Raw genomic sequence first — 11,773 nt, forward strand, 5'->3', positions numbered from 1 at the left:
CGCGCGCAGCCCGTCGTCCAGCCCGGCCCGCTCGGCGGCCTCGGCGAGCAGTTCGGCGGCCGTCCGGTAGTCGCGCGCGGGCAGCGAGACCACCCGCTCGGCGCGCGTCCGCGTGTACACCTTCGCCGGCCGCCCCGCCCCCGGCCCCGACCGCCCGGTGAGCCTGCGGCTGCCACTCTCCAGCAGCCCGGCCTCGACCAGCTTCTCCAGGTGGTGCGCCGCCAGTGTCCGCGCCACCCCGACGGCCTCCGCCGCCTCGTTCCGGCCCACCTCGCGGCCCTGGGCCGCCACGTACGCGTAGAGGCGGCGGCGCACGGGGTCGTGCAGGGCGGCGATCGCTTCGATGTGCTCCATGCGGCCATTCTAGGAACAATGGTCATTGGAGATAGAGGGGCGGGCCGCAGGGGTCGGCGGGCCGGCTCGACCTCATCCGGCTGGTCGTTCCGGGGAACGTACGGGCCCTGGACCCGGAGCTCCTGGTCGTGCACACGGCTGGCGCCCCCGCGCGCTGCCGGGTGCCCGCCACCGGGGGGAGGCGCCGTTCTCGACGCAGGAGTCGAAGACGCGGTGGCCAGTGTGGCCGGGCAGGGCGTGGTAGCGGTGGGCACGCGGGCCGGGGTGGCGCGGGTCAGCGGCGAGCCGCCGGTACTGGAGGTGGGGCTGCCGGAAGACTTTTCCTCCCGAGAGCGATGAGTTCAGGCGGTAGCGGCGGTCAAACCCGAGAAAGCAACGACAGCCGACCAGGGAGACCTGAAATGTCCAGCACCGCCACCACGACCACCGCCACCGCCACCGCCACGAAGTCCAGCACGGCCGTGGTCCGGGTGGTCTGGACGCTGCGAATCCTGCTCGCGCTCTTCTTCGCCCTGGCCAGCGCGCTGCCCAAGCTGCTCGCGCTCCCCGCCGCCACGACCGTTTTCGACGCCATCGGGGCAGGCCACTGGTTCATGTACCTGACCGGACTGGTGGAACTGGCCGGAGCGGTCGGCCTGCTGGTCCGCCGGCTGGCCGGGCCGGCCGCGACGGCACTGATCGTCTTCCTGGCGTTCGCGTTCGTCACCCAGCTCACCGCGATGCACGGCGAGAACGCGGGGACCCCGTTCATCTTCATGGTGCCGCTGGCCGTCATCGCCTGGAACCGACGGGCCGAGACGGCCGAGCTGCTCAGCCGCTCGCGCTGACCTGGTGCTTGAAAGGGTCCGCCAGCAGAGGCCTGAGCCGCGGCACGGGCGCCGGAACGGCGCCGCGCGAGCGTGGCGGCGGCAACAGCGAGGGCCGATGAGCAGCACGGTGAGCACCGCATCGTCCCCTGGCCGTCGTGCTCGGGGCGGCCAGCGCCGGTGCCCGGGCCCCAGGTCCAGTGGATCCGCCAGGCGCCGGCGTCGAACGGCACCGCCCCGGGGTCGGCACCGAGGAAACCGCGGCGCAGCCGGCGGCCTGCGCCCGACTGTGGGAGCGATCGGGTCCGGACGGCCGGGGCCGGGCGTGGGAGCGGCGCCGGCGCTCCTTCCCGTGGCTGCTGGCGGTCCTGGTCGGCATGGCGGCCCCCGGGGTGCGCTCGGCGGTGGCGGACCCGCGGCTGGCCGCCGAGGAGAACCCGGCCGTCGCCGAGATGCCGGCCGCTGTCCCGGCCGTCGCCGCCCGGATCGAGGACCTGGTCCAGCGCGGACCGTCCGCACCCATCTGGCATCCGCTCGGCAGCCGCGGGCGGGTGTGCGGGTGGACGGAGCTGTCGGCGGCGAGTGGGAGCCGCCGAGTGGCCTGCCGCCGGCCGTCCCGGCCACCCTCAAGGCCTGCCGCAGGCGCGGAGAACCCTCGGCGGCTGTGCGTCCTGCCTTCTGCAACCATCGTGTGGGTGCACTCGTTAACCCGAGGCGAACGGAGATGATCTCGCTGAAGGGAGACCCGGTATGACATGTGATGCCCCATGGATTGAGAAGCGGCGTTACGAGTACGCCGGCGGCCGCTACGTGGGCTGCGGAAACTGCGGCGGGGACCTGTGCACTGTCTGCAGGTCCAACCACCTACGGCACTTTGAGTTCAACGACGACAACATCTGCCCGGGCTGCAGTCCAGAGCGCTGATAAAGCCACGGAACCGTCCGGTCCGCGGCAGGACTCAGTGTGCCGATCGGCCCAGCCGACTTCGGCCCGGCCTGCCGGTGGCAGGCCGCCGTACCGGACTCCCCCTTCACCCGCTCGATGTCCTGCACACTGCTCACCGCGGACGGCGGCCGGGTCGCGCTCAGCGGCCGGCGGGCGCACCGAACGGACCCTCGCCGCGTACCGCGGCAGCGTCGGGATCGCCCTGGGCCGGCTCCCGGGCCTATTGGGCCGAGGGGCGGCGCACGCCGGGTTGCCGGTGCCGGTGCACCGGCCGGAAACCCCGGTGCCTTCGGGGTAGTGCGTCGGTAGCCTTCGGGCTGAGCGCAGGCCGGGAGCGAAGGGCGCCATGAACGACACCTCCGAGCTGGACCGCCCCGTCGGCGACCACGCCGTCCGCGAACCGGCCGACGCCGTCCAGGTGTTCTCCTACGCGATGGATCACCACTGTTCCTACCGCGGGCTGGACGATCCGGATCCGCGGGAGATCGCGGCCGTGCTGCGCGACAGCCTGGCCAGGCTGGCCGAGGCGCTGGAAGCCGGTGCGGAACTGGTGGCGGGACCGGACGGACTGCCGGGAGGCGGGGACGCCGAGCCCTGGTGGGAAGGCCGGGACCTCCTGCTCAAGGCGCGCGACGCGATGGCCCGCGCGGTGCCCGAGGGCTTCGACGAGGACGGAGCTGAGGACGGATCGGCCGACTGGCCGGGCGATCCGGTCGCCCGGTGGTACCGCCTGCGCAAGGCGAGGTTCCGCACCTACCCGCGCTGACGCGGGCCGGGGCCCGGCTCCCGGCTCTGCCCGTGGCGAATCTGCGGCGGGCAGAAGGACGGCATCGGGGAGCGCTCGCGGGTCGACAGTGGAGTGGACGGCAACTCCGCCCCGACCAGGGAGAGCAGATGGCTCCACTCACCACGCCCCCGCCCCGCGCGGGGGAGGGCGACACCCCGCCCAGCCCTTTCGACGACCACCTCGCGGCGCAGCTGCTCGCCCAACGGATCGTCCTCCTCGGCACCCAGGTCGACGACGTGTCGGCGAACCGGGTGTGCGCACAGCTGTTGCTGCTGTCGGCGGAGGACCCGCGCTCCGACATCGGCCTGTACATCAACAGCCCCGGCGGGTCGGTCAGCGCGGGGCTCGCCGTCTACGACACCATGCGGCTCATCCCGAACGACGTCTCCACGCTGGCGATGGGGTTCGCCGCCAGCATGGGCCAGTTCCTGCTCGCCGTGGGCTCGCCCGGCAAGCGGTTCGCGCTGCCGAACGCGCGGATCATGATGCACCAGCCCTCGGCCGGCATCGGCGGCACCGCCGCGGATATCGAGATCCAGGCGGAGAACCTCCAGTTCACCAAGCGGGCCATCGAGCGGATCACCGCCGAGCACACCGGGCAGAGCGAGGAGACGATCGCGCGCGACGGCGACCGGGACCGCTGGTTCACCGCCGAACAGGCCAGGGAGTACGGGATCGTGGACCGGGTGGTGGAGTCGGTCGCCGACATCCGTCCGGCCTCCTCCCGCCGACGGATGGGGCTGTGACATGGGCTCGTACACGGTTCCCTACGTCGTCCAGCGCACCACGCAGGGCGAGCGGTCCTACGACGTCTTCAGCCGGCTGCTGAACGAGCGGATCGTCTTCCTCGGCACCGAGATCGACGACGGCGTCGCCAACGTGGTCATCGCGCAGCTCCTGCACCTGGAGTCGGAGAACCCGGAGCGCGAGATCTCGATCTACCTCAACTCGCCCGGCGGATCGTTCACTTCACTGATGGCGATCTACGACACCATGACGTTCGTGCAGACTCCGGTCTCCACGTTCTGCGTCGGCCAGGCGGCCTCGACGGCGGCGGTGCTGCTGGCCGGCGGGGACCCGGGACGGCGCTTCGTGCTCCAGCACGCGCGGGTACTGCTCGGTCAGCTGGCCAGCGGCGGCCGGCAGGGGACGGTGTCCGACCTCAGCCTCGCGGCCAAGGAGATGGTCCGGATCCGCTCGCAGGTGGAGGAGGTCCTGGCCCGACACACCCGCCACGAGGTGGCGACGCTGCGCGCGGACATGGACCGGGACAAGGTGCTCACCGCCGAGGAGGCCGTCGCCTACGGGATCGCCGACGAGGTGCTGAGCCGGCGGCAGCTGTTCGGCTGAACCCGCTGTGGGTACTGGCGGGTACGGCGGCGGTCGTGCGCACCGCCGCCGTACTTCAGCGGAGGCCAGGCCACCAGGCGGAGCCCGCCGTACCGGCGGCTGCGGCTCCGACCGGATGCCGTGAACCGGCGGACAGCGCCAACGCCGCTGTTGGCGACGCCCGACGGCGTACGAGCAGCACCACCGCAGTGCATGGTGACGGCAAGACTCGCAGGCCGCCGCAGTGACACCTGCCCGCAGCAGTCGCATCGCCCGACACGCGCGTCTGCCTCGGCTGCGCGCGCGACGATCCGACGGGGGCACCCGGACTTGGACGATCGCGGTCACCGGCACCGCCCACGATCCGTGGCGGGAAGGCCGTCCTCGACCGCAACGCACCGGTCGTGCTGGTCCTCAGCCCGCTGACCGCCATGTACAGCCGTGCCACGAACCAGAAGGGCTTGGCCATCACCATTGGCACCAGCGCCAACGAATCCGGCATCCCCCGGGACCTCACGTCCGCGCGGTACCTCGCCGCCGACGGTGGGGCGACGGCGCGTTCCACGGGCCGCTCACGGCCGAATCGGCCGAACCGGCTGAAACCGGAAGGGTGACCGTGGCATCCGGCCACGGTCACCCCACCACTCTTGATCCGGAGTTACGGTCAGGCCTGTACGGCGATGAGCTGGAACTTCTCGTTCGGGTCGCCGGTGCAGTCCCACAGGATGATCAAGGTGTCCGGTGTCGGACGCCGGCCGTGTGGCGGTTCAGCCTCGGAGGCGCTCCAGCAGGTGGCGGGCGCGGGCGGTCAGATCGGCCGCGCGGGCCGGGTCGGGGGCCACCGAGTGGAAGACCAGCGCCAGCATCACGACGGTGTCGAGCCGGTGCAGGAGGGCGGCCCTGGAGTACAGGTCGGGCAGCTCGGCCGAGTCCGCGTAGCCGGCCAGGATGCCGTCCGCGTCGATGCCGTTGTCCGCCAGCCTGGCGTACTCGGCGACCCTGGCCAGCTCCATCAGGACCGGGCCGACCAGGGCGTTGGACCAGTCGACGACGGCGGTGAGCCGCCCCCCGCTGCCGAGCAGGTTCTGCCGACGGACGTCCAGGTGCAGCAGGCGCGGCTCGCCCTCCTCGGCTTCGAGCACCGCGCGCATCCCGTCGGGATGGGGCAGCTCGGGCAGGTCGGGGGCGAACCCGCGCAGGGTCGCGTGACGGGTCACCAGCCGCGTGGTGAGGAAGGACGGGAAGTCCCCGGGCTCCTGGTAGGCGAGTTCGATCGACGGTGGCTCCACCCGGTGGAGGGCCGCCAGGAACGCACCGACCTCCTTCGGGGAAACCGTCAGCCCGTCGTGCCGCACGTAGCCCGCGAGGGAGACGACGAGGCCGTCCGCCATGGTGATCAGTTCGAGCGCGGGGGCGGTGGGCAGGCCCTGGCGGGCGAGGAGCCCGGCGATCTCGTGCTCCTGGCGGACGAGGTCACCGGCCTCCACCCGCCCGTAGGGCGCGGAGTAGACCCGGTGCCGGGGAACGCGCAGGGCGACCTCGCCGTGGGTGGCGCAGTGGGCGCGGTAGACGGCGAAGTCCACGCCCTCCCCGGCGAGGCCGCGCAGTTCGATCCCGCGTTCCCGGGCCACCCGGACGGCCACCTCGTGGGTGTCCAGCTCGTGGGTGTCCGGCTCGCCGTGTCGGGGGTCTGTCGTCACTGGGCGGTCCTTCCGGCGGGGATCGGGAGATGGGTGGCCAGGGCCGCGAAGCCGTCCAGGGTGGTGACGCGGGGGCCCGTGAAGCCGGGGAAGCGAGCGTAGCGGTCGAGCAGGACTGGATGCAGACCCGCCCTCTGGGCTCCCTCGACGTCGATGACGACCGAGTCGCCGACGAAGACGCACTCCCCCGGTGGACGGCCGAGCCGTTCGCAGGCGAGGACGAAGATCTCCGGTCCGGGCTTCTCCAACCCGACCTCGCTGCTGATGACGACGGTGTCGAAGAGCCCCGTGAGGCCGGTGCCGTCGAGGATGTCGCGCAGCCACCGGTCGAAGTTGGAGACCAGGGCGAGCGGGTGGCCGGCCGCGCGCAGGGCCCGCAGGCACGGTACGGCGTCGGGGTAGGCACGGTACCGGGCCGGGTCGAGGATGTGCCGGGCCGCGCGCTCGGCCGCCTCGGCCGAGGCGTTGCCCCCGGCCCTGCGCAGCGCCTCGCGGCAGAACCGGCTCCACATGGCGAGTCGTCGCTCGGGGTCGGGTTCGTCGTCGGGCCAGTCGCCTTCGGAGCCGATGGCCCACAGCGCCTGGCGGACGGCGGTGGTGTCGGGGGCCCCGTCCCGGCCGAGCCAGGCGGTGGAGAGCAGCTCGGGTATCGCGGGCACGAGCTCGACGAGGGTGTCGGCGGCGTCGAAGAGGACGGCGGGCAGGGCGGGGCCGGGGGTCGGCGCGGAGGTCATCGCAGTTCCTCGTCGGTGATGAGCATGGTGCACAGGCCGCCTCGGGTGGCCTCGGCGGCATGATGGGCGGCCTCGGCGTCGGGCCGGTTCAGGACGAGGGTGTTCTCCGAGCCGGAGAAGTAGTCGCTCATCAGCACGGCGGTGGCCGGACGTCCGCTCAGCCGGGCGGCGCGCAGGGCGAGTTCGACGTCGCCCTTGTACATCTCGACCAGCACGCAGGTGATTCCGGCGGCGAGGTAGCAGGTGAGCTCGCCGAGGAACTGCTCGGCGGGGAGCTTGTGCCGACTGTGCAGGCCCGAGAAGTAGGCGAAGGAGCGCGCGAACGGGTCGGTGCGGAAGCGATCCGCGTTGTGGGAGGCGGCGAGCAGGCCGATCGGCACACCGGGGGTGACCCTGATCTCCCGGTTGGTGACGGGAAGGCCGTCCAGGACGTCGTAGGTGTCCGGATTCCCCTCGATGAGCAGGCCGACCCGGTCGACCCCCTTCTCGTGGAGGCCGCGCAACGCGTCGTCGACGTGGTGGATGTTGGCGTCGAAGTCGCCGAACTCGTACGGCAGGATGTGTGCGGTCAGCCGGTCGTGGTCGGGCAGCAGCGGGAAGGTGTTGGCGTGCGTCCAGTCCGACATGACGATGTCCTCGACGCCTTCGAGCGCCCGGACGGCCTCTGCGGGGTCGGCGACGGTCCAGGGGCCTACCCCGACCGCGTGGACGGTCTGGACGGCACCCCGCGGCTTCGTGCGACATCGTTCCAGCCGACGCTCGATGGCCGACTTCCTGCGGGCGAGGAACGCGTCGGGCATCACGAAGGACACTCCCGTCCGGGCGGCCCCGGACGGCGCCTCCAGCAGGGCGGACTCGGTGGCCGCGGCGGCGAACCCTGCCAGCCCCCACTGGTCCCCGACGAAGGCCACCGGGCGCCCCCAGCCGAGGGCACCGAGCGACGCGGTCAGGTCCTGCTCGAATCCGCGCGGACGCAGTGCGACGAACCCGCCCGACACCGGCGAGACCGGGTGGCGCTCCCCGCCCGCGGTGACGACGGTCCGGTTGCGCACCTCGGCGGCGGCACGGAACACCGCCATGCCGACCAGGGCGGCCTCATTCTCTACAGCAATCACGACTGTCCCTTCATCGCAGGGCTATGACTTCGGTTGGTCGACGGCGGGCACGGCCGGATCGGCCCTGGCGAGCCGGGCCTCGGACAGCAGGGCGGGGACGACCAGCAGCAGGGCCGCCACCGCCAGGAGGCTGCCGGCGAGGAACGCGGCGCGCGTGCCCCAGAGGTCGGCGAGCAGACCGTAGAGGGCGGCGCCGAGCGGCATCGTGCCCCAGGCGAAGAGCCGGTAGACGCCGATGGAGCGCCCCAACATCTGCTCGGGCACCAGGGATTGGCGTACGGAGACGGCCACGACGTTCCAGACCATGATGGCGGCGCCGGAGGCGAGGTTGGCGGCGCCGACGACCCATGGGCTGGTGGTGGCGGCGATGACGGGGCCGCAGGCGGCGACCACCGCGAGGGCGGCGGCGAGCGCGCGGGCGCGTCCCAGCCGACGGGTGACCCGGTCCGCGACCGCGCCGCCCAGCACCCCTCCGAGCGCGGAGGCGGCGACGAACAGGCCGTAGCTGGACGCGGGGACGTGCAAGGTCTCCCGGATCAGCAGGACGAAGATCGCGATCTGCCCGAGGTAGACGGCGTTGACGAGTCCCGCCGCGAGCGTGAGCGCCCGCATCAGGCGGTCGCGGGCGACGAAGGCGATGCCTTCGGCGATCTCCTGGAGCAGCTTGCGGGGGGTGTCGGGACGGCTCGACCGGCTGGCCGGCAGAGCGCTGAGGAAGCCGGCCGACAGCAGGAACGAGACGGTGTTCACCAACAGCGGCACGAACTGGCCGATCCCGAAGAGCCAGCCGCCGAGGACGTGCCCGACCATGTCGCGGCTCAGCGTCTGGGAGGTGAACAACCGCCCGTTCGCGGAGGGCAGGCGCTCGGCCGTCACCAGTGCGGGCAGCACGGCGAACGAGGCGCAGTCGAAGAGGACCTCACCGATGCCGAGCACCGACGCGACGGCCACCAGGGACCACAGGTGCAGTGCGTCGTTCAGCAGCAGGACCACGGCGATGGCGAGCGCGCCGGCCCGCAGGAGGTCGGCGGCGACCATCAGCGCACGCCGGTCGCACCGGTCCGCCAGGGCGCCGATCGGGAGGCTGAGCAACAGCCAGGGCAGGGTGGAGGAGGCGGTGACCAGGCTGACCGCGAAAGGGGAGTCGAGCAGGGCCGCGGCCAACAGCGGCAGGGCCGAGAACCGGACGCCGTCGCCCAGCGCGGATATGGTCGAGGCCGTGAGCAGCCTGCGGTAGGCGGTCTCGGAACCCGCGGTCCGGGTCATGCCGGCTGTCCGTCGGCTGCTCCGCCGTCGTTCGGGGCGAACACGGCGTAGCGCAGCTCGCTCGTGTACGACGCTCCGTTCACCCGCAGCCAGCGCTGCTCGGTGGACGGCAGCAGCTCGGAGATCACGACCGTTCCCTCGACCCCGCGCACCAGCCGGAAGAACTGCCGGACGATCAGAGGGGCGTCCCAGTCCACGTAGACGGGCTTGGGCTGGCCGGGCAGCTTCGCGAACACTCGGCGCGGCCACCCGTACCGGGCGCGCAGCCGGCAGGCGGTGAGGTACTCGGCCGCGTCGTCGGCCTTCACCGGACTGCCGGTGGGCGACCACCCGCGCAGCTCCGAGGCGGGGATCCGCCAGAGTTCGCGCTGCAGGACGGTGCGCCGGTGGCGGATGCGCGGAACGTGCGGGAGCTCGCCGAGGTCGAGGCCGTTGCCGCCGTGCAGACGCGGGAACGCGAAGGGCGCCAGCGGGTCGTCCATGAGGGTGTAGCCGCCGGCGGGGGGTGCGAGCAGCCGGATCCTTTCCGGTCGCCCTTGGGTGCGTAGCTCCAGCCGGGGGCCGTTCAGGAGCAGGTGGAGGTCCGAGGGGTGCAGGACATCGGCGCGGTCCTTCGGCGAGCGGCCCAGGATCTCCAGGTCCGGTCCCGGGAAGGATTGCTGGCAGGCGGTCTTGTCCTGATGGCCGCGCAGCACGTCCACGAGGATCTCGTCCTCGGCCAGGAGGGTCCGGTACCGCGCTTCGATCTCCTCGGTCAGTCGGGGCGCGCGCTCGACGGCTTGGACCGAGAGGCTGCTGTGGGTCAGCAGGTCCCGGCCCGCGTGCAGTTCTCCGACGACGACCTGGAACTCTCCTGCGGCCAGGGCCTGCGGCCCGCTCGCGGCGAGCAGCACGTCCGGGTTACAGAAGGCGGCGGGCCCCTGGGGGAGACCGGCCCTGAGTTCATCGATCCGCTCGTCGGGCACGACGATCTCGCGGGCCGCCGGGTCGGCCGTGCCGAGCAGCTGCCGGGCCACGGTGGCCCGCAGCCGGTCCACCTCCGTCGTCACGTCGGAGCAGCGCAGGGCGAGTTGCTCGCGGTCCTCGACGAACGCACGGTAGAAGTCGGCCAGCGGAACGGGGCGGTCCGGGCCGAAACGGTCGCGGAACCAGCGGGTGAGGATGTCGGTCTCCAGGCGCAGCCGCAGGCGGGGGGCCGCGAGCGCGATCTCGTAGACGAACGCCAGCTCCTCGCTGAGGACCTCGGCGAGTTCCGAGCCGATCCGCAGGTCGTCGAGCTCGCCGTGGGCCTCCTCCCACACCACGCTGCGGTCGGCGTAGTGGTGGCCTCCGAAGCGGTTCGCCGGGCCGGCCGTGAGCTCCTCGAAGCGGGCTTTCAGAGCGGCGAGCGCGGTCGGCCGTTCGGGGTACGGGGCCTGGGCGAAGGCGGCGACGGCGGCTTCCAGCTCAGCCGTCCACGCCATCGCGGGGTGGTCTCCGGCGTCGGCGGCGACGAGCTGCGCGCGCAGTGCGGCGAGCGGCCGGGGATCCCCGACGGGTACCTCCGGCCAGGCGGTGGCCAGGCCGCGGTCGGCGAGGTCGGCGAGCGCCTCGTCGAACCCGGGGCCGTCGTCGCCGTCGCCGTCGGCGGAGGCCCCGAACCTGCCGTACCACTCGGCGGACAGTTCCTCCAGCGTCCGGACGCCGTCGAGTCGGCGCAGCAGCCAGTCCTGGGCCGGACCGACGGCGACGCGTCCGATCCGGTCGAAGCGCCAGTCGACACCCGGGGCCGACTCCACGCCGCACGAGTAGAGGTCGACGCCTGTGTGAGCGCCGTCGCCCTGGTCGAGGAAGGCGAACGGCAGCCGGCGGGGCCGGACGAGCGTGCGCAGGGCGGGGTCCTCGCCGAGCTTCCTGGCCAGCCGGGCCGCCGCCCAGTGGCTGACGTAGGCGCGGCGCAGGACGGCGGATCCGTCGGTCCAGTCGAGTGTCCCCCCGCCTGCGACCCGGGCGACGTTCAGAGGTCCGAAGTGCGAGTGGGTCTCGTTCTTCGTGGTGACTCGCTGGAGGTACATCGTGAGCAGGTCGGTCATCTTCTGTGCGTGGGCGCGCCGACGACCGGTCACCGTCGGGTCGAAGGCGTCCAGCCAGGCCAGGAACTGGGGTGCGGCGGCGTCGTTCGACAGCAGCAGGACGTCCCGGAGCCGTTCGTCGGCGAAGACCTCGGCGACGGCCAGTCGCCCCTCCCACATCCGCTGCGCGTGACTCTCGGCGAACTCCCGGCAGGCCCGCCGCAGTTCCGTGACCTGGTTCTGGAAACCGGCCAACGGACCGCTCCGTGGGCCCAGTTCGCGCGTGGCCGCGGCCAGGTCCGGCTCGGTCAGCGGCCGCAGCATGCCGATCGCGTTGCCGATCGCGTCGCCGACGGCCCTGCTGAGGGCCTCGTCGGCGGCCACCGGGGGCCGCTTCAGCTCCTCCTTCGCCGCGGCCGCGGCCTCCAGCAGTGCGGCGTACCGGTCGAACAGGGCGCGTGCCTCGGCGTCGGCGCCCTCGTCGACCAGACCGGAGAGCAGTTCGAGCGGGAAGCCGGCCTGGCGGACGAGCGCGGTGGGCGCCAGTGACCACCGGGGTCGGCCCGACGCGAGGGGGGAACGGGAGTACCGGGCCGGCGGGCTCGGGCTGTCCGTGGTCGCCATCAAGAGAACCTCTCGGCTCGTGGGAGGGTGGGAGCCCGTACGGGCTGGGCACCGCGGCCTGC

Annotated in this window: 11 protein-coding genes; 5 read left to right on the forward strand and 6 right to left on the reverse strand. The window is 72.9% G+C overall.

The features are described from left to right. Positions 1 to 354, reverse strand: a 354-nt coding sequence (locus AE652_RS01600) for a helix-turn-helix domain-containing protein (RefSeq protein ID WP_049649237.1), incomplete at its 3' end; no start/stop codon positions are given. Positions 355 to 755: 401 nt separating this feature from the next. Between AE652_RS01600 and AE652_RS01605 the strand changes: the two genes are divergently transcribed. The 5 genes from AE652_RS01605 (at position 756) to AE652_RS46070 (ending at position 4,835) form a co-directional block, all read left to right on the forward strand. After that, positions 756 to 1,181 carry a DoxX family protein gene (locus AE652_RS01605; RefSeq protein WP_049649238.1) on the forward strand — a complete coding sequence of 142 codons (426 nt, stop codon included), beginning with the start codon at positions 756 to 758 and terminating at the stop codon, positions 1,179 to 1,181. 1,270 nt (positions 1,182 to 2,451) lie between these two features. Then, positions 2,452 to 2,871, forward strand: coding sequence for a hypothetical protein (locus tag AE652_RS01610; RefSeq protein WP_049649239.1), 420 nt, complete (start codon positions 2,452 to 2,454; stop codon positions 2,869 to 2,871). A gap of 128 nt (positions 2,872 to 2,999) precedes the next feature. Continuing rightward, positions 3,000 to 3,638, forward strand: coding sequence for an ATP-dependent Clp protease proteolytic subunit (locus AE652_RS01615; protein ID WP_049649240.1), 639 nt, complete (start codon positions 3,000 to 3,002; stop codon positions 3,636 to 3,638). 1 nt (position 3,639) lies between these two features. After that, positions 3,640 to 4,242 (forward strand): ClpP family protease, encoded by a 603-nt coding sequence (locus AE652_RS01620; RefSeq protein WP_049649241.1) that lies wholly within the window; start codon positions 3,640 to 3,642, stop codon positions 4,240 to 4,242. A gap of 383 nt (positions 4,243 to 4,625) precedes the next feature. Beyond that, the gene (locus tag AE652_RS46070; RefSeq protein ID WP_159028308.1) at positions 4,626 to 4,835 is read left to right on the forward strand and encodes a hypothetical protein; all 210 of its coding nucleotides are present in this window, start codon (positions 4,626 to 4,628) and stop codon (positions 4,833 to 4,835) included. A 153-nt stretch (positions 4,836 to 4,988) separates the two neighbouring features. Here the strand turns inward: AE652_RS46070 and AE652_RS01625 are convergent, their stop codons facing one another. Genes AE652_RS01625 through AE652_RS01645 form a run of 5 tightly spaced genes read right to left on the reverse strand, consistent with a single transcriptional unit; the run spans position 4,989 to position 11,711 of the window. Beyond that, on the reverse strand, positions 4,989 to 5,921 hold the full coding sequence (locus tag AE652_RS01625) for a phosphotransferase family protein (protein WP_049649242.1): 933 nt from the start codon (positions 5,919 to 5,921) through the stop codon (positions 4,989 to 4,991). Then, positions 5,918 to 6,655, reverse strand: a complete 738-nt coding sequence (locus AE652_RS46075) for an HAD family hydrolase (RefSeq protein ID WP_049649243.1) — start codon at positions 6,653 to 6,655, stop codon at positions 5,918 to 5,920. Before AE652_RS46075 ends, AE652_RS01625 begins: the two co-directional genes overlap by 4 nt. After that, positions 6,652 to 7,770, reverse strand: coding sequence for a hypothetical protein (locus AE652_RS46080; RefSeq protein WP_159028309.1), 1,119 nt, complete (start codon positions 7,768 to 7,770; stop codon positions 6,652 to 6,654). The genes AE652_RS46075 and AE652_RS46080 overlap by 4 nt, the downstream gene beginning before the upstream one ends. A 21-nt stretch (positions 7,771 to 7,791) precedes the next feature. Then, on the reverse strand, positions 7,792 to 9,129 hold the full coding sequence (locus AE652_RS01640; protein WP_234348177.1) for an MFS transporter: 1,338 nt from the start codon (positions 9,127 to 9,129) through the stop codon (positions 7,792 to 7,794). Beyond that, positions 9,033 to 11,711, reverse strand: coding sequence for a lantibiotic dehydratase (locus AE652_RS01645; protein WP_049649246.1), 2,679 nt, complete (start codon positions 11,709 to 11,711; stop codon positions 9,033 to 9,035). The genes AE652_RS01640 and AE652_RS01645 overlap by 97 nt, the downstream gene beginning before the upstream one ends. Between the last annotated feature and the right edge of the window lie 62 nt (positions 11,712 to 11,773).

This window comes from Kitasatospora sp. MY 5-36 (assembly GCF_001182915.1).
Taxonomy (GTDB): domain Bacteria; phylum Actinomycetota; class Actinomycetes; order Streptomycetales; family Streptomycetaceae; genus Kitasatospora.

Excerpts from the sequence above, each read along its gene's own strand:
- AE652_RS01610 (WP_049649239.1), top strand. The coding sequence starts at position 2,452 with ATGAACGACACCTCCGAGCTGGACCGCCCCGTCGGCGACCACGCCGTC.
- AE652_RS46075 (WP_049649243.1), bottom strand. The coding sequence starts at position 6,655 with ATGACCTCCGCGCCGACCCCCGGCCCCGCCCTGCCCGCCGTCCTCTTC.
- AE652_RS01605 (WP_049649238.1), top strand. The coding sequence starts at position 756 with ATGTCCAGCACCGCCACCACGACCACCGCCACCGCCACCGCCACGAAG.
- AE652_RS01645 (WP_049649246.1), bottom strand. The coding sequence starts at position 11,711 with ATGGCGACCACGGACAGCCCGAGCCCGCCGGCCCGGTACTCCCGTTCC.
- AE652_RS01620 (WP_049649241.1), top strand. The coding sequence starts at position 3,640 with ATGGGCTCGTACACGGTTCCCTACGTCGTCCAGCGCACCACGCAGGGC.
- AE652_RS01615 (WP_049649240.1), top strand. The coding sequence starts at position 3,000 with ATGGCTCCACTCACCACGCCCCCGCCCCGCGCGGGGGAGGGCGACACC.